A 19674-nucleotide genomic window follows, 5' to 3' on the forward strand; every position below is an offset into this window, starting at 1 on the left:
CCTCTCGCCTCTCGCCTCTCGCCTCTCGCCTCTCGCCTCTCGCCGATCCCGCTCCAGGTTCCCGCTCCCATGCGCCGCCCGCCACATCGGATGCTCACGCCCACCCGGCCCCGAACCCCGCTCGCTCACCGCCCCTGATTCTCCCGGATCACATCGGCTACGGCCGCGTCGGCCTCGCTCGCGAAGCTGTCGTGAATGCGCGTGCCCTGCGCGGGCAGCGGCGCCTCGCCGTCGAGCAGATGTCCGCTGCGCACATGCGTGTCGACGTCCACGCGCATCGATAGCCCGACCCGCAGCGGATGCGCGGCCAGATCGGCCGCTTCGATCGAGATCACGACCGGCACGCGCTGCACGACCTTGATCCAGTTGCCCGCCGCGTTCTGCGACGGCAGCATCGAGAACGCGCTGCCGGTGCCGGCCGAGAATCCTTCGACGCGCCCGCGATACACCACCTTCGATCCGTAGATATCGGACACGATCCGCACCGGCTGTCCCGCCCGCATGTTGCGGATCTGCCCTTCCTTGAAATTCGCCTCGACCCACAGCCGCTGCAGCTGGATCACCGACATCAGCGGCACGCCGGGGCCGACCTGCTGTCCGACCTGCACCGAGCGCTGTCCGACCGTGCCGTCGACCGGCGACACGATGGCCGAACGCTTCAGGTTGCGCAGCGCAAGCCTGAATTGCGCGGCGGCCTGGATCACCGCCGGGCTCTCGTCGACCGGCAGCCGCGTCCCTAGCGCACGCGCCGCGTCGAGCTGCGCCTGCGCGCCCGCCAGATTCGCCTGCGCGCCCGCGACGGCTGCCCGAGCCCGGGCCAGCTCCTCCGGCGACACCACCTCGACCGACGCGTGATCGCGCGCGGCGAACGCGCGCTGCGCGAGTTCGAGATCGGCCGTGCGCGCGTTCACCGCCGCCACGTACATCGCATTGGAGATCCTCGCGTTCGCGACCTGCCGCACCGCCTGCGCGAGTTGCGCCTTCGCCTGCGCATAGGCGACCGCCGCCTCCGTGTCGTCGAGCTTCACCAGCGGCTGGCCCGCGCGCACCCGCTGCGTGTCGCTGACGAGCACGTCGGTCACGGTGCCGGGAATCTGCGCGGCGATCTGCACGATGTCGCCCGCGACGTACGCATCGTCGGTGTCCTCGCTGAAGCGCGCACCGACGAACCAATAGACAACGGCCGCCACGGCCGCCGCGGCGACGCAGCCGAACAGGATCGCGAAACGACGGCGGCGCACCGCCCGCTTCGCGCCGAGCGCGGCTTCGCCGGGTGACGCCTGCGCGGCATCGCGATAGGCATGGGGAGAGTCGTCGTGCATTCAGTCGAAGTGCGAGTCGGTCAAACGGTCATGGGAAGGAAAAGCCACATCGAAATGCGTGAGCGGCGGCCCGGCGACCTTGCTCGCGTCGAAGCCGCCGCCCAGCGCGCCGACCAGCCCGACGCGCAGCATCCGGCGGCGCGCCTGCAGATCGACCAGCTGCGTCCGTTCGTCGATCAGCGTCAGCGACGCGAGGTCGATGTCCTTTTGCATCGCGAGACCGCGCCGGTGCCGTTCGTCGGCGATCGATACGATCCGCTGCGCGGCGTCCACCGAGCGGGCCTGCTGCGCAACCAGCGTATCCACCGTCGCGATCGAGGTCAATTGCTGCGCGACCTGCCCCAGCGCCTCGTCGACCGTCTTGTTGTACAGAGCGATCGCGACGTCCGCGCTCGCGACGTCGCCGGACAGCTTCGCCTTGAGCCGCCCGCGATCGAAAATCGGCAGCGACACGGCGGGCCCGATCGAACCCGCCAGCGCCTGATGCGACAACAGCGACGCGGGCGTCAGCGCCAGCAGGCCGCCGAACGCGACCAGGTTCACGTCCGGATAGAACTGCGCGCGGGTGCCGTCGACGGTCGAATAAGCCGCCTCCACGCGCAGCCGCGCCGCGACGATGTCGGGGCGTCGACCGAGCAGATCGACCGGCAGCCGCGCCGGCAGCGGCGCGTCGACCAGGTCCGCCGGGCGCGGCCGCCGCAGCGACAGGCCGCGCTCGGGGCCCTGTCCCGTCATGACCCCGATCTGCAGCGCGACGAGCTTCATCCGCTCGTCGTTCAGCGCGATCTGCGCGAGCAGCCGGTTGCGCTTCAGCGCGGCGTCGCTCGCGTCGTACCCGTTGTCGATGCCGCGCGCCGCGCGCTCGCGCAGCACCGCCGTGATCCGCTCGCTCGCGCGCTGCTTCTCCAGCAGCAGATCGCCGAGCGCGTAGGCCTGATCGAGCTGGCAATACAGGCTCACCAGCGCGACCGACAGCGTCAGCCGCGCCTGCTCCGCGTCGACGCGCGCCGCGTCGCGCATCGACAGCAGCCCGCGCGTCGCCGCCGCGTTGCGGCCCCACAGATCGAGCTGGTAATTGAGCGCGACGAACAGCGACGACGGCGACACGCCCGGATCGCCGAACAACTGCACCGGCACCTGGTAGCCGCCGACCGACACATTCGCGACGTCGTTCGACTGCGGCATCCGCGTCTTGCTGACCGACGCGCCCGCCGTGGCGGTCAGCCCCGTCAGCGACGCGAACTGCTGCAACTGCGCCTGCGCGAGATCGATCCGCGCCTTCGCGGCCTGCAGATCCGGGTTCTGCCGCAGCGCCTCGGCAACCAGTTGGTCGAGCTGCGGATCGCGCAGCTGCGCGACCCAGTCGGGCGCGGGCCACGCGCCGTTGGGCGCGGCGCCCGCGGTATGCGCGAGCGCGTCGGCGGCCGGCACGCGCGGCGCGACGGCGGGGTGGAAACCCGACGGCACGCAACCGGCCAGCGCCAGCACGGCGGCCAGCCCGCCCGCGACCGATGCGCGCCGCCACCGCCTCATCCCTGACGCGCCTGTTCGGTCGCCCGCGCCGCCCAGCGCGGATGCGTGCGCTCGAGCGGGCCGAGCCGGCCCAGCAGCCCGTCGGCGACGCCGACCAGGATCCCGTTCAGCTTCGCGAGCTTGTCGCGCTCGCACAGCACGATCTGCACGATCTGCCAGACCGTGAGCAGGCTCGGCACGACCGCGACCGGAAAGCGCAGGCCGTACTGCATGCCGAGCTGCACCGCATTGCGCGCGCTGTAATAGCGCCGGTACCACGGATGATTCATCGACGTGATCCGCAACGGCCCCAGCCGGTGCCGCTGCCGCGCGCCGATCCGGTGCGGCAGCACGAGCGACGGCACCACGTAGAGCGGCACGTCGCGCGCGAGCGCGCGCAAGCAGTACTCGGTATCGACGTGATCGATGAAGAGCGCCTCGTCGAAGCGGCCGAGCCGCTCGAACGCCGCGCGCGACAGCACGCTGCCGGACGAAATCAGGAACGCGCAGCGCTGCATCCGCGCGCCCGCCTCCATCGGCACCCGCCGCACCGTCACCCCGCTCGTCATCAGTTCGGGCAGGAAGCGCCCGTCGTTCTCGTCGAAGATGCGCGGCCCGGCGATGAACGGACGCGCGCCGAACCCCGCACAGAGTTCGCGCATCATCGGAAAGAACGGCGCGGGCACCGCCGAATCCTGATCGAACAGCGCGACCGCATCGGCGCCCTGCCCGAACAGCGCCGCCAGCCCGACGTTGAACGCGCCGGCGATGCCGCCGCGATTGCCGTGATGCAGCAGCGCGATGCCCTCGCGTTCGGCCAGCGCCCGCGCGTGCGGATCCGGCCGCGGCGAGTTGTCGACGACCACGAGCGCGTCCGCCGCCCGCCGCAGCGCGACGATCCGCTCCAACTGCTCGCCGGTCGGATGAAACAGGATGATCAGTGCGCCGAGGGTCGTCATCGGGTTCCGTTCAGTGGCCAAAGGAAGCGGCGGCGCCGCGTTTCGGGCGCGTGAGCCACATCATCGCGGCGAGCAGCACGCAGGTCACGCTCGCCATGAAGAACATGTCGCCCGTCGCCATCATGTACGCCTGCTGCATCACGACGTGATGCAGCGTGCTCAGCTCGCGCGCGCCGTCGATGCCCATCGCGTGCAGCGTGCTCACGAACCGCTGCGTATTGTCCGAGGTCTTCGTGACCGCCTGCGCGACGATGTCGTAGTGATAGGTCGCGCGGCTGTCCCACAGCGTCACGCTCATCGCCGTGCCGAACGCCGCCGACAGCGTGCGCAGGAAGTTCGACAGGCTCGATGCGGCGGCCAGCTTGTCGTCGGGAATCCGCGACAGCGTCGCGGCCGTCAGCGGAATGAAGAAGCACGGCAGGCCGATGCCCTGGATCAGCCCCGGCGTGATGATCTGGACGAAGGTCATCGTCAGCGTGAAATGCGCGTCCCACCACAGCACGCCGGCGAACACCAGGAAGCCGAAGGTCGCCAGCACCCGCGCATCGAAGCGGTGCGCATGGAGCCCGACCAGGATCGAGAACACCAGCGCGAGCACGCCGAGCGGCGCGGTCGCGAGGCCCGCGTGATACGCGGTGTAGCCCATCACCGCCTGCAGCCACAGCGGAAAGATCACGCCGACCACCGAAAAGCTCATCATCCCGAGCGAGATGATCAGCACGCAGAACGAAAACGTGCGATCGCGAAACAGGCTCAGGTCGACCACCGGATGCGCTTCTCCCAGCTCCCAGATCAGCAGGGACACGAGCGCCAGCGCGGCGACGATCGCCAGCGTCGCGATCAGCGTCGAATCGAACCAGCCGCGCTCGTGGCCGAGATCGAGCACCGCCTGCAGCGAACCGACGCCGACCACCAGCAGCGCGATCCCGATCAGGTCGATCGGGCCGGCCTGCCCTTCGTCGGCATCGGGCCGCAGCAGCGCGGCGCAGACCGCGAACGAGAAAATGCCGATCGGCAGGTTGATCAGGAAGATCCACGGCCACGAGAAATTGTCGATGATCCAGCCGCCGACCACCGGCCCGAAGATCGGCGCGAGCAGCACCGTCATCGCCCACAGCGCCAGCGCGATCGTGCGCTTGTCGGGCGGAAAGGCGCGCAGCAGGATGGTTTGCGACAGCGGCACCATCGGCCCGGAAAACAGTCCTTGCAGCGCCCGGCACACGACCAGCAGGTGCAGGTCGCTCGCGAGCCCGCACAGCAGCGACGTCAGCGTGAACAGGATCACCGATGTCAAGAACAGCCGCATCTCGCCGACCCGCCGCGCAAGCCAGCCCGTCAGCGGCACCGCGATCGCCGCCGCGACCGAGTACGAGCTGATCACCCAGGTGCCCTGGCTGTTCGACACGCCCAGGCTGCCGGATATCGCCGGCACCGCGACATTGGTGACGGTCGAGTCGAGCACTTCGATGAAGGTCGCGAGCGACAGCGCGAAGGTCAGCAGCGCGAGCCGCGCGCCGCGCATGGCGGGCGGCGCGGCGGGCCGGCCGCCTGCCGTCGCGACGGTATCGGCCGACGCCGACAGCGTACTCATGCGCGCTGCACCCGCGGCGCGGCGCGGAACGCCGGGTCTTGCACCGGGGCGCCGGCGCGGGCCGCATCCGGCGCGAAGCGCTCGATGAAGCGCGCCGCCTCGACGCAACCGTCCGGCGCCTCGGCGATCCGGGCGCGCACCCGTTCGCACTGCGCGGCGACGCGCGTGTCGTCGAGCACCCGCTTGAGCGTATGCGCAAGCGCGGCGGCATTCAGCGGACCGTCGAGCCTCGCGCCGCAACCGCTGTCGGCGACGCGCTGCGCGTTGTCGAACTGGTCGTGCGCGAACGGCGTGACCACCTGCGCGATGCCCGCCGCGTACGCGAGCGCCGCCGTGCCGATCCCGCCGTGATGCACGAGCGCGCGGCAGCGCGGCAGCAGCGCGCGCATCGGCACGTAGCGGCGCACCAGCAGCTCGGCATCGCGCGCATCCCCGACCGGGTCGGGCGTCAGCAAGATGCCGCGCGCGCCGGTCGCGCGCAGCACGGCCGCCACCGCGGCGGCATAGCCCGCGCCGTCGATCAGCGTCGAGCCGGCGGTGAACACGATCGGCGCGCCGCCCGACGCGAGGAACGCGTCGAGCGCCGGGTCCGGCTGCGGCGCCCCGATGTCGTTGAACAGCGGAAAACCGCTTTGCAGATGCCGCGCCGGCCAGTCCGGCTGCGGTTGCGCGAACCAGGCGGGGAACAGGCACAGCACGCCGTCCGTGGAATGAAGCCAGCGGCCCAGGATGCGGCGCGCCGGCGCCAGCCCCAATTCCGTGCGCACCGCGTTCAGCGCGGGGCCGCAGATCCGGTCGAGCACGCCGCGCTCTATCATCGCCATCAGGCCGGCCTTCGCGAAGAGCGGCAGGCCGCGCGGGATCGTCAGCCGCTTGTGGGTCGGCGGCGCATGCGCGGACAGCAGCGTCGACGGCGATATCTGCACCGACACGAACGGCGTGCCGTGCAGTTCCTGCATCAGACGCGCCGAGAACGCCCACAGCGTGCCCACCAGAACGGTGTCGCGGCCGGCGAGCGCGCGCAGCGCGTCGTAGTGCGGCCGCAGTATGGGAGCGACCACCTGCCACAAGGTCCGGAACGACGTGCGCGGATCCCACAGCGCCGGATTCGCCATCGCCTCGGCGTACTCGGAGGCGGTGCCCACCGGCACGAACTCGAAACCGCAGCGGCGTGCCGCCGCCTCGAACGGCGGATGCGTGCAGAACACGACACGGTGGCCGCGCGCCGCGAGCGCGAGACCGATCCCGAGCAGCGGATGGATATCCCCCGCCGAGCCGATCGCGGTGACGATGACGGTGGACATCGCGCGCGCCGGCGTCAATAGAAGCCGGGAATCAGCGCCGCCACGTCGCGGCGGTACTGCGTGTAGGCCGCGCCGAAATGCCCGGTCAGCCAGCTTTCCTCGACGCGCACCTTGTACGCGAGCGACGCGAACACCAGCACGACGCCCAGCGCGCCGCGCCATTCGCCGCCGATCAGCGCCGCGCCCGCGAGCGCCGCCAGGCAGCCGGTGTAGATCGGATGGCGCACCAGCGCGTAAGGGCCGCTGCGGACCAGTTCGTGGCCGTCCTTCAACGTGACCGACACGCTCCAGTTGGTGCCGAGATGCAGCCGGCCCCAGACGGAAAACAGCAGCCCGGCGATCAGGATCGCCAGACCCGCGCCCTGCTGAAGGCCGAAGCGCGACGGATCCGGCACGAACGCGCTCAGGACGGGATCGGGCACGACGATCAGCACGCCGCCGACGATCAGCGGAATCGACTGCAGCGTGCGCGAACGCGACGCCTCCTTGCGCGCGGTCGCCTTGACCGCGTTCGACGTCGCGATCCAGTAGGCCAGCCACGCGAGCCACGGCACGACGATAGCGATGCTTTGAACGATATTCACGTCAGCTCCCAAGATGAACGAACGGCGCGGCGGCCGGGCGCCCGGCGAGGTCCGGGGCGCGGCGCCGGCGGCGGGAATGCGGGACTTACGACAGCGCGGGCATCTGGCCCGGCAGCGGCGCCAGCTCCAGCGCATCGCGCGCGGGCGACGCGCGCTCGTCACCGAAGAAGCCGAACACCGCGGCGCGCACCTGCTCCTGCTGCTGGCGTCCTTCGAGATCGAGGAAGTGGCCCGCCTGCCGGATCGTCGTGAACTCCGCGCGCCGCACGTGTTCGCCGATCCGGCGCACGTCGGCGGGCGTCGTGTATTCGTCGAGTTCGCCGTTGATGAACTTCAGCTCGCAGCCGATGTTGCCGAACTCGCCCAGGTACTGCTCGGGCCGCATCGACAGGATCTGGTTGACGTGAAACGCCACCTGCTCCTGCTCCTTGCGCGGCAGCTTGGTGAGGTAGCGATAGTTGTAGAGCTTCATGATCCGCGGCAGGTAGCGGCCGACGGTGTCGTTCAGCAGCTGCGCCGCCAGCAGATTCTCGCCGGCCGCGATGTGGTCGCGCGCCCGCGTCACGTAGTCGGTCATCGCGTCGTTGAGGAACGGCGAGAACGACGCGATCGCCGCGCGCCGGATGCTGGGACAGCCGCGCGACAGCGCGAACAGCGACGCCACGCCGCCCCACGACACCGACAGCAGATAATCGGGCGAGAACACCTGCGCAAGATGCATCAGGATCTCGACCTCGTCGTCCTTGGTCAGGATGAAGTCGCGGGCGTTGTGCTGACGCGACTGCCCGGCATAGGGCAGATCGAAGCACACCGCGTTGAGCCGCTCGCCGAGATAGCGGATCGTCTGGCCGAACGACGCGGTGGTCGCCAGCGCGCCGTTGACCAGAATGACCGTTTCGAAAGCCGGATCGAAGACGTGATGTTCGACATGAACCTTCAGGCCGTTCGGCAGCGGTACCACCTGTTTTTCGATAGGCATGGGCGTATCTCCCGCATTCGCCGTGCGAATGCCGATACCGCGCTCGATGACGCGAGCGCATCCTCGTAGCAGAGCCGGGGAAGCCCCGCGCCGCTTGCGCGGCGCAAAAGCCTCCATGACCGCTACCCACCGCCGGAGGGCCCGCTCCCACGAACGGAACGCGCCGCCCACCGGCGCCGCGCGGTTTCCCGCGCTGCCGCCTCGCAGCCTCCGGCGCCTCGATTTCTACGGCGCCTTTTATGTGTCACCGCTTGCCATGGCTTGCCGATTGGTAAATCGGACTTACGGGATTAATACTAATACGAGGAATACGTTCAGTTCAACCAATTTAAACGCCTCCTCTATAAAAATCCGAATGAATGCTTTCGCTCCATTCATCAAATCCCTCTATAAATCCCTTCATCCTCCCTGCATTCATCCATCTGAAATATTTTCTGTGGTATATCGCGCGACACCGCGCCGCCGCGCCCCGGAAGACAAGTCTGATCCCGGTTTCAGCCAATCCAGACGGGCGTCCCACCCGCTCCTATCCCCATGAAATCACGACAAATAATCCCGCCGGACCCTCCGGACTCCGATCCAATCGGTCTCGCTTTTCCGATCGGGATACCGCATCGATCGTGTGCAGAAACGCACCAAATTGGCGAGTGCCTTCATCGGTTTTTCAACGACACGACCGTCTCATTTTTCCGATTCAATAAATTCAGAATGAGAAACAAAACGTTTTAAACATAATCCACGTTATTCGAATTACCTTTCATCGAAGCCCGTTATATCTGGGCCGCCCGGCCCGCCAAGCGGCCAACTTCGCGCACCGTTTCAAACAGGCGGGCGGCGGGCGGCCGGGACAACGGAATCCCGCCGGCGGCAGTCGCGCCCTCATTTTTTATTGATTGAACGATCAATAAAAAACCGCTAAGCTGCGGAGCTTCACCCATCCGCTCCGCGCGCCAGGAAACCGCCATGCCGAAACTCGGAATGCGCGAGGTACGCCGCGCCCAGTTGATCGACGCGACGCTGCGCACCATCGACGAGGCCGGCCTGCCCGGCACCACGCTCGCCTCCGTCGCGCAGCGGGCCAACATCTCGACCGGCATCGTCAGCCACTATTTCGGCGACAAGGACGGCCTGCTCGAAGCCACGATGCGCCACGTGCTGCGCGACCTGTGGTCCGCCACCACGCGCCGCCGGATCGCTGCCCGCGCCGAGCCTCGCGCCCGGCTGCGCGCGATCGTCGCCGCCAATTTCGACGACACCCAGGTCAGCGCGCCGGTGATGAAGACCTGGCTCGCGTTCTGGTCGCAAAGCATGCACGAGCCGGCGCTCAAGCGCCTGCAGCGCGTCAACACCCGGCGGCTCTATTCGAATCTGTGCGCCGAATTCGGCAAGGCTCTGCCGCGAGCCAGGGCGCGCCAGGCGGCCAGCGGGCTGGCCGCGCTGATCGACGGCCTGTGGCTGCGCGGCGCGCTCGCCGGCGAGCCGTTCGACACCCGGGCGGCGCTACGGCTCGCCCACGACTACATCGACCTGCTGCTCGCGCCGCACGCGTGACGCGCAGCTCGCCTTCGCACTCAAGGAGATCCCCATGTCTGTATACGGTCTGCAACGCCTCTACATCGACGGCGCGCTCGTCGACGCCACCAGCGGCAAGACGTTCGACACCTTCGACCCCGCCACGGGCGAGCTGCTCGCGTCGGTCCAGCAGGCGAGCGCCGCCGATATCGACCGCGCGGTCGAATCCGCGCGCGAAGGCCAGCGCGCCTGGGCCGCGCTGACGGCGATGCAGCGTTCGCGCATCCTGCGCCGCGCGGTCGAGCTGCTGCGCGAACGCAACGATGCGCTCGCCGAGCTCGAGATGCGCGACACCGGCAAGCCGATCGCGGAGACGCGCGCCGTCGACATCGTCACCGGCGCGGATGTGATCGAGTACTACGCGGGCCTCGCGACCGCGCTCGAAGGACTGCAGGTGCCGCTGCGCCCCGAATCGTTCGTGTATACGCGCCGCGAACCGCTCGGCGTGTGCGCGGGCATCGGCGCGTGGAACTATCCGATCCAGATCGCCTGCTGGAAAAGCGCGCCGGCGCTCGCCGCGGGCAACGCGATGATCTTCAAGCCGAGCGAAGTCACGCCGCTGTCGGCGCTCAAGCTCGCCGAGATCTACACCGAGGCGGGCGTGCCCGCCGGCGTGTTCAACGTCGTGCAGGGCGACGGCTCGGTCGGCGCGCTGCTGAGCGCGCATCCGGGCATCGCCAAGGTGTCGTTCACCGGCGGCGTCGAGACCGGCAAGAAGGTGATGTCGCTCGCGGGCGCGTCGTCGCTGAAGGAGGTGACGATGGAACTGGGCGGCAAATCGCCGCTCATCGTGTTCGAGGATGCCGATCTCGATCGCGCGGCCGACATCGCCGTCACCGCGAACTTCTTCAGCTCGGGCCAGGTCTGCACCAACGGCACGCGCGTATTCGTGCACCGTTCGCTGAAGGATGCGTTCGTCGCCCGCGTGGTCGAGCGCGTGCGGCGCATCCGGGTCGGCCGCCCGTCCGACGAGACCACCAACTTCGGCCCGCTCGTCAGCGCCGCGCAGCTCGACAAGGTGCTCGGCTTCATCGACAGCGGCAAGGCCGAAGGCGCGAAGCTGCTGGCGGGCGGCGAACGCCTGACCGACGGCCATTTCGCGCAGGGCCAGTACGTCGCGCCGACCGTGTTCGGCGACTGCCGCGACGACATGCGGATCGTTCGCGAGGAAATCTTCGGCCCGGTGATGAGCATCCTCGACTTCGAAACCGAGGACGAAGTGATCGCGCGCGCGAACGACACGGAGTACGGGCTGGCCGCCGGCGTCGTCACCGAGAATCTGGCGCGCGCGCATCGCACGATCCATCGTCTCGAAGCGGGTATCTGCTGGATCAATACCTGGGGCGAGTCGCCGGCCGAGATGCCGGTTGGCGGTTACAAGCAATCCGGCGTCGGACGCGAGAACGGCATCACGACGCTCGAGCACTACACTCGGATCAAATCGGTCCAGGTCGAGCTCGGCCGCTACAACCCGGTTTTCTAAGGAGGACGGCAACGTGACGACACGCGAATTCGACTACATCATCTGCGGCGCGGGCTCCGCGGGCAACGTGCTCGCGACGCGCCTCACCGAGGATCCGGACGTCACCGTGCTGCTGCTCGAGGCGGGCGGCCCCGACTATCGGTTCGACTTCCGCACGCAGATGCCGGCGGCGCTCGCGTATCCGCTGCAGGGCCGCCGCTACAACTGGGCCTACGAGACCGACCCCGAGCCGCACATGAACCAGCGCCGCATGGAATGCGGGCGCGGCAAGGGGCTCGGCGGCTCGTCGCTGATCAACGGCATGTGCTACATCCGCGGCAACGCGCTCGACTACGACGGCTGGGCGCAGCACAAGGGGCTGGAGAACTGGACGTACCTCGATTGCCTGCCGTATTTCAGGAAGGCCGAAACGCGCGACGTCGGTCCGAACGAGTACCACGGCGGCGACGGCCCGGTGTCGGTCACCACCAGCAAACCGGGCGTCAACCCGCTGTTCGAGGCGATGGTCGACGCGGGCATGCAGGCCGGCTATGCGCGCACCGACGACCTGAACGGCTATCGTCAGGAAGGCTTCGGCCCGATGGACCGCACGGTCACGCCGCGCGGCCGCCGCGCGTCGACGGCGCGCGGCTATCTCGATCAGGCGCGGGCGCGGCCGAATCTCGAGATCGTCACGCATGCGCTGGCCGACCGCATCCTGTTCGCCGGCAAGCGGGCGACCGGCGTCGTGTTCCTGCGCGGCAGCGAAATCGTCACCGCGCACGCGCGCCGCGAAGTGCTGGTGTGCAGCGGCGCGATCGCGTCGCCGCAGCTGCTGCAGCGCTCGGGCGTCGGGCCGGGCGCGTGGCTCAAGGCGCTCGACATCCCGATCGTGCTCGATCTGCCCGGCGTCGGCCAGAACCTGCAGGATCATCTGGAGATGTACATCCAGTACGCGTGCAAGGAGCCCGTGTCGCTCTACCCGGCGCTCAAGTGGCACAACCAGCCGCAGATCGGCCTCGAATGGATGATCAACGGCACCGGGCTCGGCGCGAGCAATCACTTCGAAGCGGGCGGATTCATCCGGACCCGCGACGACGATGCGTGGCCGAACATCCAGTATCACTTCCTGCCGGTCGCGATCAACTACAACGGCTCGAACGCGATCAACATGCACGGCTTCCAGGCGCACGTCGGCTCGATGCGCTCGCCGAGCCGCGGCCGCGTGAAGCTGCGCTCGCGCGATCCGCACGACCATCCCAGCATCCTGTTCAACTACATGGCGGAAGCGCTCGACTGGCGCGAGTTCCGCGACGGCATCCGGGCGACGCGCGAGATCATGCGGCAGCCGGCTCTCGACCGCTATCGCGGCCAGGAACTGAACCCCGGCGCGGACTTGAAAAGCGACAGCGAGCTCGACGCATTCGTGCGCGCTCGCGCGGAGACCGCCTTCCATCCGTCGTGCTCGTGCAAGATGGGCGACGACGGCATGGCCGTCGTCGACGGCGAAGGACGCGTGCACGGCCTCGAAGGCCTGCGGGTGGTGGATGCGTCGATCATGCCGATCATCACCACCGGCAACCTGAACGCGCCGACCATCATGATCGCGGAGAAAATCGCCGACAGGATCCGCCAGCGCGCGCCGCTCGAACGGGCGAAGGTGGCGTACTACGTCGCGAACGGCGCGCCGGCGCGCGGCGGCGAACCGGCCAGGGCCGCGGCAGCCGTGTAAGGGGCGCGCCGCGCCCGCGTCGCCCGGAAGGATCCGGCAAGGTCGGCGGAATGCTTCAGCCCCCGCCCGGCGCACCCGCTCCAAACATCGACCACCGGTGCGCGGCAACCGGATTCGCATCGACACGCGGCCTCTCCGATCCGCTCCCTCACGGCACCAGCCGGTCCGGATCGCGCGGCACGAACGCCGCCTCCTTCACGCTGGAAAGCCCCAGCAAGCGCGCGATCACGCGCTCGACGCCCATCCCGAAACCGCCGTGAGGCGGACAGCCGTAACGGAAGTTGTCGAGATAATGCGTGATCGACTCCAGCTCGACGCCCTTCTCGACAGCCTGCTCGCACAGCACCTCGTAACGATGTTCGCGCAGCGCCCCGGTCGTGATTTCGATGCCCCTGAAAATGAGATCGAAGCTGCGGGTCACGCCGCGTTCGCGATCCCGGCGATGATAGAAAGGCCGCCTCGCGATCGGATAGTCGCTCACGAAGATCAGGTCGCAGCCCAGCGCCCTGTACAGCAGGCGCTCGCCCTCGTCGGGCAGATCCTGCTCCGGACCGAGACGCAGGCCCTGCGTCGCCAGAATCGCTTTCGCTTTGTCGAGACTCAGGCGCCGCACGCTCGGCTCGAGCGGCAGATCGACGCCGAACAGCGCCTTCACGCGCCCGGCGAATCCGGCGAGCGCGCCGAACGCATGTCTGAGCATCCGCTCCTCGAAGTCCATCACATCCTCGGTCTCGAACGCCCAGGCGAACTCGACGTCGAGCCCCGTGAACTCCGTGAGATGCCGGCAGCTCCGGCTTTCTTCCGCGCGAAACACCGGACCGATTTCGAACACCCCGTCGAGACCCGATGCGATGCCCATCTGCTTGTAGAACTGCGGCGATTGCGCGAGATAGGCCTGCGTCCCGAAATGGCTCACGCGGAACACCTGCGCGCCGCCCTCGCTCGCGCTCCCCATCAGCTTCGGCGTGTGCAGCTCCGTCAGCCCCCGGCCCAGCGCGAACGCCCGGCACGCGAATTCGAATGCGCTGCGCAAGCGCAGCATCAGCTGCCATCTGGGCGCCTTCAGATCGACGACGCGATGGTTGAAGCGCAGGTCGATGCTGCTCGTCCCGGCGATCGGAGACGGTTGCGCCGCCGACAGGATATCCACGGAACGCACCTGCATCTCGACACCGGACGTCTTGCTCTGCGCGGCGGCGACGATCACCCCCGTCGCCGCGAACACCGAACCGCCGAGCAACTGCCCGATGCGCGCATGCCCCGCGACGGCGGACTTGTCGACGACCAGCTGCAGCGACCCGCTCGTGTCGTGGGCCAGCAGGAACTGAAGGTGCTTCTGATCCCTCAGCACGTCGAGCGTCAGATAAAGCGTCACCCCCTCGCCAATAAGGCGCTTCGCGTCTTCGACCAGCGTTCTCATGATGCTTCCCCTCGATGAAAAGCGTGCGGGCATAAAAAAAGGCACTCAGTTCATGAGTGCCTTTGGCTTGACAGTGCGGATTCTCAACCGGCGAATAATCTCCTGTCACCCAAAGGCGACACATTATTATTCAGGTCGATGCGGCTGATGCGATGCATGGTCGGCAGGACAATCCGCGAGTCGGACAGGCTATTGAAAGGCCACCGAACACGCTCAGGCGCGTGGACGGCCGTCGAATGGAAGATACGGTAACGTATTTCGGACGAAACCGCAAAACCGCCGCGGCCGACTGATTCGCGGGACGCCGCGCGTGGCCGAGGCGACGTTCGCCCGCATCGATCCGGCTCGCCTCCGCGACGTCAGGCGCGCCGGGCGCGCGGCACGCCGGCCCTCCAACGCGGCAATCGCGCGGCATTCGGAACAAATCCCGGCGTTTCCATCGAATCGTTCCGCCGGACCGAACAACGGCGCCTCTTTCTCCGCCTTCTGCCGCCGCTTCCCCATTCGGCATTCCAACGCGCTGCAATTCCCCCCGCCCGTTGTTAAGATAGCGATCCCGCGCTCCGCAGGAAAGCTTATGATCCAGACGGCATAAAGCCGCCCCGCCGCCCCTGTCCGTGCTGATTCCCCCGGACGCGCCGCCCGCCGCGGCCCGCCCGCCGAGGTCCGGCCGTCCGTTCCCCGACGCCGGCCGCCCCGTTCCATCGCACCTTCGCCGCCCGTGAGCATGCAACCGATACTTTCCGTTTCGAATCTATCCAAGACCTACGCGTCGGGCTTCCGCTCGCTGAAGAACGTCAACCTGACGATCCGCCGCGGCGAAATCTTCGCGCTGCTCGGGCCGAACGGCGCGGGCAAGACCACGCTGATCAGCTCGATCTGCGGCATCGTCCGGCCGACCGAGGGCAGCATCACCGTCGACGGCCACGACATCGGCGCCGACTACCGCGCGGCCCGCTCGCTGATCGGCCTGGTGCCGCAGGAGCTGACGACCGATTCGTTCGAGACCGTCTGGGGAACCGTGTCGTACAGCCGCGGCCTGTTCGGCAAGCCGGCGAACCCCGCCCATATCGAGAAGGTGTTGAAGGACCTGTCGCTCTGGGACAAGCGCGACAACAAGCTGATGACGCTGTCCGGCGGGATGAAGCGGCGCGTGATGATCGCGAAAGCGCTGTCGCACGAACCGCGCCTCCTGTTTCTCGACGAACCCACCGCGGGCGTCGACGTCGAGCTGCGCCGCGACATGTGGCTGCTCGTCAACGAACTCCGCGCGAGCGGCGTGACGATCGTGCTGACCACCCACTACATCGACGAAGCCGAGGAGATGGCCGACCGGATCGGCATCATCAACGGCGGCGAGATCATGCTGGTCGAAGAAAAGGCCGAACTGATGCGCAAGCTCGGCAAGAAACAGCTGACGCTGCAGCTGGAACAGCCGCTCGCGAGCGTGCCGGCCGGGCTGTCCGCCTACCGGCTGGAACTGGCGAAGGACGGCAGCGAACTCGTGTACACCTACGATACCCAGAGCGAGCACGCCGGTATCGCCGCGCTGATGAACGCGCTCGGCGCGGCCGGCATCGGCTTCAAGGATCTGCAGACCACGCAAAGCTCGCTCGAGGAGATCTTCGTGAGTCTCGTCGGCAACCGGCGCAACGAAGCACAACCCGCACAACAACAGGCATAACGCATGGTCAACCTTCACGCGATCCGCGCGATCTACCGCGCCGAAATGGCCCGCACGCGACGCACCATCATGCAGAGCGTGATCGCGCCCGTCATCTCGACATCGCTCTACTTCGTCGTGTTCGGCTCCGCGATCGGCTCGCGGATCAGCAGCGTCAACGGCATCGGCTACGGCTCGTTCATCGTGCCGGGGCTGATCATGCTGTCGCTGCTGTCGCAAAGCATCTCGAACGCATCGTTCGCGATCTACTTTCCGCGCTTCGTCGGCACGATCTACGAGCTGCTGTCCGCGCCCGTGTCGTACTGGGAGATCGTCATCGCCTACGTCGGCGCCGCGGCGACGAAATCGATCGCGCTCGGCGTGATCATCCTCGCCACGGCCGCGCTGTTCGTGCCGCTGCAGATCCTGCATCCGCTGTGGATGGTGCTGTTCCTGGTGCTCACCGCCGTCACGTTCAGCCTGTTCGGTTTCGTGATCGGCATCTGGGCGGACAGCTTCGAGAAGCTGCAGCTCGTGCCGCTGCTGATCATCACGCCGCTCACCTTCCTCGGCGGCAGCTTCTACTCGGTCGACATGCTGCCGCCCGTGTGGCGCGTCGTCACGCTGTTCAATCCGATCGTCTACCTGATCAGCGGCTTCCGCTGGGCGTTCTACGGTCTCGCCGACGTGCATGTCGGCGTCAGCCTCGGCGCCACCCTGCTGTTCCTCGGCGTGCTGCTCGTGATCGTCGCGTGGATGTTCAGGACCGGGTACCGGCTCAAGAACTGAGCGGGCCGCGCGCCGCCGACCCGAAGGGAAACGGACGGGGCCTCTCCTCCCCGTCCGGCCCGCCGCCGCGAGCGTTCAATGTGCCGCGACCATCATTGAAGGCAAGCCATGCGGACCCTGCCTCCCCGCCGATCGTTTCCGCCGCTACCTCGCCGTGCGCGGTCCGCTCAGCGTCGTCTCCGTCATGCCCGGTGCGCGGCGGATTGCCTGCTCGCTGAACGGAAACCGCCGCCATGCCTTGCGTGCGTAGCCGAGCGTCGCGTCGGCAAAATGCGGCGAAGCGGGATCGTCCGATTCCGCGTGCGCCAGCAGCGTGTCCGCTTCGGGCCCCTCCGCGCCGAAGCCGACGACCTGCACGTAACTGTTGCCGTGCGCATGGCCGTCCAGCGGATAGCCTTGCTTGCCGAGCGGATGCTCTTCGCAGGCCACGGTGAAATAGCCTTCGGGATCGCACCCGCCGTAGAGCGCAATCCGGTCGCCGCCGCGCGGCGCATAGAGTGCGTCACCGCGCGCCGAATCGAGCGCGAAACCGTTGCGGCGCAGCGCGAGCACCGCCGCGCCCAGTGCTTCGCCGAGCGCGGGGTTCGCGACATTCAGGCCGGCCGGCGTCGCCAGCGGCCGGGCCGGATCGAACGGAACGGTATAAAGCAGGGCGGCGGGAATCGCCTGCGCGCGGCGCCAGAACTGGTCCCACAGATTGGCTCCGCGCGCCGCGACGTTCGCGGTTCCGTCCCACGCCCGCAACACGCCGCACGCCTCGCCCAGATCGACACGCTGCGCGACGGGCCACGCGGGTCCGCCCGGGAGGTCGCGCGCGACCTTGACCGTCGGCGCCGTTTTCCCCGGCGCGCAGAGCGAGTCGAGCAGCGGCTTGCGAAACAGCTGCTCGGACATCGACGTGCTGGCGAGCACCGTCTGTTCCAGCGCATCGCGCGCGACGCCGCCGGGCTCGGCCATCAGTTGCGCGGCGAGCCGGTGGCCGAGCCGCGTGCGCAGCGATTGCGGCCCGCCCGTCTGCCCGGTGATCTTCGCGAAGCCCGCGAGCGGCGCCGTGGGATTCGTCAGCCAGTAGCTGCCGTTGAAATTTCCCACGTAGTCGCGCCGCAGCAGGCTCGGCATCGCGTCGACGGGCAGCGTGTCGGTGCGCCGGCCGTTAGCGGGCCACGCGCAGGCCGAGCGCGAACCGTCGAGCAGCGGCACGCCCGGCAGCCGGGCGCCGACGGCCCGGCCGATGAGCGTCGTGCACGTGGCTTCGAGCGTGTCCGGCACGCCCGGAACGGCGCCGATGTAGGCGAACCAGACACGCGGATCGTTGCGGCCGATCGCGAACGTATTGACCCAGGGCATCGCCGCGAAACGTTTCTGGATCGCGATGAAATCGTCGAGCGAGCCGGCCTGCCCCCACGCGAGAAAATTCGCGAACACCTCGGTGTTCTCGGCGTTCACGTCGCGCAGCGCGAAGGCATGCGTCGCACGCCATCCCAGCGCCGGCGCGATCGACGACAGATCGACGATCGGCCCGGAGCGCGAACGGTACAGCACGCGCGTGACCGGCGCGAGCCGGCCGGTTGCCGGATCGCGCACCTGCACGGTCAGCGATACCGGGCTCAGCGCTTCCTCGCGCCCCTCGTACACGTAGCGGGTCGGCGCACCGGGCACCAGCTTCAGCTCGAACAAGCCGAAGTGGCGAGCGCTCGATACCGTATGCGTCCACGCGATTTCGCGATTGAACCCGAGCATGATCACCGGGACGCCGAGAAACGATACGCCGGCCACGTCGAGCCGGCCGGGAATCGTGAGCTGCGCCTGATAGAAGCGGTCCGGGCCATGCCAGAACCAGTGCGGGTTGCCGAACAGCAGACTGCGTCCGTCGCGGGTCGTCGCCCCGCCGAACGCGAACGCATTGCTGCCCAGGTCCGCGTGACCGCCGATCGCGAGCCGCTCGGCATCGTCCCGCGGTGCGTCCGGGGCGGTCGCCGCCAATGCCGTGGTTTCCGGGCGGCCGGATGCGGCGTCGCGCGCATCGTCGCGGCGGGCGGCCGGCAGCGCGCGCGTCATCGAGGCAGGCGCGGCGACGGGCGGCTGCGCCCGCACGATCTCGTCGACGAAGCGCATCGCGCCGCCCGCGAGATCCACGGCGATCAGCCGCCGGTACAGATCGTCGGCCGACACGGGCTTCACCCACGGCTTGCCCGCGCATTCGGCATGCGCACCGGAAAAGCGCCCGTGATTCAGCGCCTCCACGTAGCGGTTGTAGCCGTCGGCAAATCCGGCCACCAGATTCCGCAGCGGCGCCGGCTGCGCCGCGCGATAGCGCGACACGGCGGTATCGTCGGCAACCAGCCGGAAGAAGAAATCGGCGTCCAGATTGCGCGGCCGTCGCAGCGTGGACGACGCGGTCAACCGGGCGTCGGCGCCGAAGTAGGCGGAACGCTCGCCGCGCCAGGTCACGAACGAATCGGCCAGCGTACAGAGATTGTCCTGGGCCTGCGCATAGCCGTAGCCGTAACCGAGGCTGCCCCAGTCGTCGGCCTTGATATGCGGAATGCCGTCCTGCGTCCGGCGAATGTCCGCCCGGTAGGGCGAGGCCTGAGCGAGCGCCCCGCCCTCACCGGACGCAGGCGCGGCACGGACTGCTTGTGTTGAAACGGAGAAAACGGCGAACAAGAGAATTGCAAACCACGCGCGGTGCTGACGGGTCATCGTTTCCCCTATGACATCCTCCGGTTGCGACCGACTTCCCATGCGCTGGAGCGGAAGAGGCGACAGTCGCCCTCTTCGCGAC

The 19674-nt window shown here is 68.4% G+C and carries 15 protein-coding genes; 5 read left to right on the forward strand and 10 right to left on the reverse strand.

What is annotated here, in order from left to right; all coding sequences use genetic code 11:
- Positions 1-125 precede the first annotated feature (125 nt).
- From RZR99_RS12765 to RZR99_RS12800, 8 genes are all read right to left on the reverse strand, one after another.
- Entirely contained in the window at positions 126-1322 is a 1197-nt protein-coding gene (locus tag RZR99_RS12765) for an HlyD family secretion protein (protein ID WP_323120127.1), read from the reverse strand.
- A complete protein-coding gene (locus tag RZR99_RS12770) occupies positions 1323-2855 on the reverse strand; it encodes an efflux transporter outer membrane subunit (protein ID WP_323120128.1) in 1533 nt (510 codons plus the stop codon).
- Positions 2852-3793, reverse strand: coding sequence for a glycosyltransferase family 2 protein (locus tag RZR99_RS12775; protein ID WP_323120129.1), 942 nt, complete (start codon positions 3791-3793; stop codon positions 2852-2854). The genes RZR99_RS12770 and RZR99_RS12775 overlap by 4 nt, the downstream gene beginning before the upstream one ends.
- Positions 3794-3803: 10 nt before the next feature.
- The gene (locus RZR99_RS12780; protein WP_407655441.1) at positions 3804-5384 is read right to left on the reverse strand and encodes a DHA2 family efflux MFS transporter permease subunit; all 1581 of its coding nucleotides are present in this window, start codon (positions 5382-5384) and stop codon (positions 3804-3806) included.
- Positions 5381-6688 (reverse strand): glycosyltransferase, encoded by a 1308-nt coding sequence (locus RZR99_RS12785; RefSeq protein WP_323120130.1) that lies wholly within the window; start codon positions 6686-6688, stop codon positions 5381-5383. Before RZR99_RS12785 ends, RZR99_RS12780 begins: the two co-directional genes overlap by 4 nt.
- Positions 6689-6702: 14 nt before the next feature.
- The gene (locus RZR99_RS12790) at positions 6703-7272 is read right to left on the reverse strand and encodes a methyltransferase family protein (RefSeq protein WP_323120131.1); all 570 of its coding nucleotides are present in this window, start codon (positions 7270-7272) and stop codon (positions 6703-6705) included.
- An 85-nt stretch (positions 7273-7357) separates the two neighbouring features.
- Positions 7358-8251: an alpha/beta fold hydrolase gene (locus RZR99_RS12795; RefSeq protein ID WP_323120132.1), complete on the reverse strand. Its 894-nt coding sequence runs from the start codon at positions 8249-8251 to the stop codon at positions 7358-7360.
- A gap of 770 nt (positions 8252-9021) precedes the next feature.
- Positions 9022-9216: a hypothetical protein gene (locus tag RZR99_RS12800; RefSeq protein ID WP_323120133.1), complete on the reverse strand. Its 195-nt coding sequence runs from the start codon at positions 9214-9216 to the stop codon at positions 9022-9024.
- Between RZR99_RS12800 and betI the strand changes: the two genes are divergently transcribed.
- The 3 genes from betI to betA are packed head-to-tail and all read left to right on the forward strand — an operon-like array spanning position 9215 to position 13017.
- Positions 9215-9802 carry a transcriptional regulator BetI gene (gene betI / locus RZR99_RS12805; RefSeq protein ID WP_323120134.1) on the forward strand — a complete coding sequence of 196 codons (588 nt, stop codon included), beginning with the start codon at positions 9215-9217 and terminating at the stop codon, positions 9800-9802. The genes RZR99_RS12800 and betI overlap by 2 nt on opposite strands.
- A 34-nt stretch (positions 9803-9836) precedes the next feature.
- Entirely contained in the window at positions 9837-11306 is a 1470-nt protein-coding gene (betB, locus tag RZR99_RS12810; RefSeq protein ID WP_323120135.1) for a betaine-aldehyde dehydrogenase, read from the forward strand.
- 13 nt (positions 11307-11319) lie between these two features.
- Positions 11320-13017 (forward strand): choline dehydrogenase, encoded by a 1698-nt coding sequence (gene betA, locus RZR99_RS12815; protein ID WP_323120136.1) that lies wholly within the window; start codon positions 11320-11322, stop codon positions 13015-13017.
- A 148-nt stretch (positions 13018-13165) separates the two neighbouring features.
- Here betA and aspS read toward each other — a convergent pair whose 3' ends face one another.
- On the reverse strand, positions 13166-14437 hold the full coding sequence (aspS, locus tag RZR99_RS12820) for an aspartate--tRNA(Asn) ligase (RefSeq protein WP_323120137.1): 1272 nt from the start codon (positions 14435-14437) through the stop codon (positions 13166-13168).
- Between the two features lie 727 nt (positions 14438-15164).
- On the opposite strand from aspS, the gene RZR99_RS12825 reads away from it, so the two are divergent.
- On the forward strand, positions 15165-16121 hold the full coding sequence (locus tag RZR99_RS12825) for an ABC transporter ATP-binding protein (RefSeq protein WP_323120138.1): 957 nt from the start codon (positions 15165-15167) through the stop codon (positions 16119-16121).
- A 3-nt stretch (positions 16122-16124) separates the two neighbouring features.
- Positions 16125-16889 (forward strand): ABC transporter permease, encoded by a 765-nt coding sequence (locus tag RZR99_RS12830; RefSeq protein ID WP_323120139.1) that lies wholly within the window; start codon positions 16125-16127, stop codon positions 16887-16889.
- A 144-nt stretch (positions 16890-17033) separates the two neighbouring features.
- Here RZR99_RS12830 and RZR99_RS12835 read toward each other — a convergent pair whose 3' ends face one another.
- Positions 17034-19592 carry a penicillin acylase family protein gene (locus RZR99_RS12835; RefSeq protein ID WP_323120140.1) on the reverse strand — a complete coding sequence of 853 codons (2559 nt, stop codon included), beginning with the start codon at positions 19590-19592 and terminating at the stop codon, positions 17034-17036.
- Between the last annotated feature and the right edge of the window lie 82 nt (positions 19593-19674).

Source organism: Burkholderia alba (assembly GCF_034721475.1).
Lineage (GTDB): Bacteria > Pseudomonadota > Gammaproteobacteria > Burkholderiales > Burkholderiaceae > Burkholderia > Burkholderia alba.

Bases quoted from the DNA above. Each gene is read 5' to 3' on its own strand.
- RZR99_RS12765 (WP_323120127.1), bottom strand. From the start codon at position 1,322: ATGCACGACGACTCTCCCCATGCCTATCGCGATGCCGCGCAGGCGTCA.
- RZR99_RS12770 (WP_323120128.1), bottom strand. From the start codon at position 2,855: ATGAGGCGGTGGCGGCGCGCATCGGTCGCGGGCGGGCTGGCCGCCGTG.
- RZR99_RS12775 (WP_323120129.1), bottom strand. From the start codon at position 3,793: ATGACGACCCTCGGCGCACTGATCATCCTGTTTCATCCGACCGGCGAG.
- RZR99_RS12780 (WP_407655441.1), bottom strand. From the start codon at position 5,384: ATGAGTACGCTGTCGGCGTCGGCCGATACCGTCGCGACGGCAGGCGGC.
- RZR99_RS12785 (WP_323120130.1), bottom strand. From the start codon at position 6,688: ATGTCCACCGTCATCGTCACCGCGATCGGCTCGGCGGGGGATATCCAT.
- RZR99_RS12795 (WP_323120132.1), bottom strand. From the start codon at position 8,251: ATGCCTATCGAAAAACAGGTGGTACCGCTGCCGAACGGCCTGAAGGTT.
- betI (WP_323120134.1), top strand. From the start codon at position 9,215: ATGCCGAAACTCGGAATGCGCGAGGTACGCCGCGCCCAGTTGATCGAC.
- RZR99_RS12800 (WP_323120133.1), bottom strand. From the start codon at position 9,216: ATGGCGGTTTCCTGGCGCGCGGAGCGGATGGGTGAAGCTCCGCAGCTT.
- betB (WP_323120135.1), top strand. From the start codon at position 9,837: ATGTCTGTATACGGTCTGCAACGCCTCTACATCGACGGCGCGCTCGTC.
- aspS (WP_323120137.1), bottom strand. From the start codon at position 14,437: ATGAGAACGCTGGTCGAAGACGCGAAGCGCCTTATTGGCGAGGGGGTG.
- RZR99_RS12825 (WP_323120138.1), top strand. From the start codon at position 15,165: ATGCAACCGATACTTTCCGTTTCGAATCTATCCAAGACCTACGCGTCG.
- RZR99_RS12830 (WP_323120139.1), top strand. From the start codon at position 16,125: ATGGTCAACCTTCACGCGATCCGCGCGATCTACCGCGCCGAAATGGCC.
- RZR99_RS12835 (WP_323120140.1), bottom strand. From the start codon at position 19,592: ATGACCCGTCAGCACCGCGCGTGGTTTGCAATTCTCTTGTTCGCCGTT.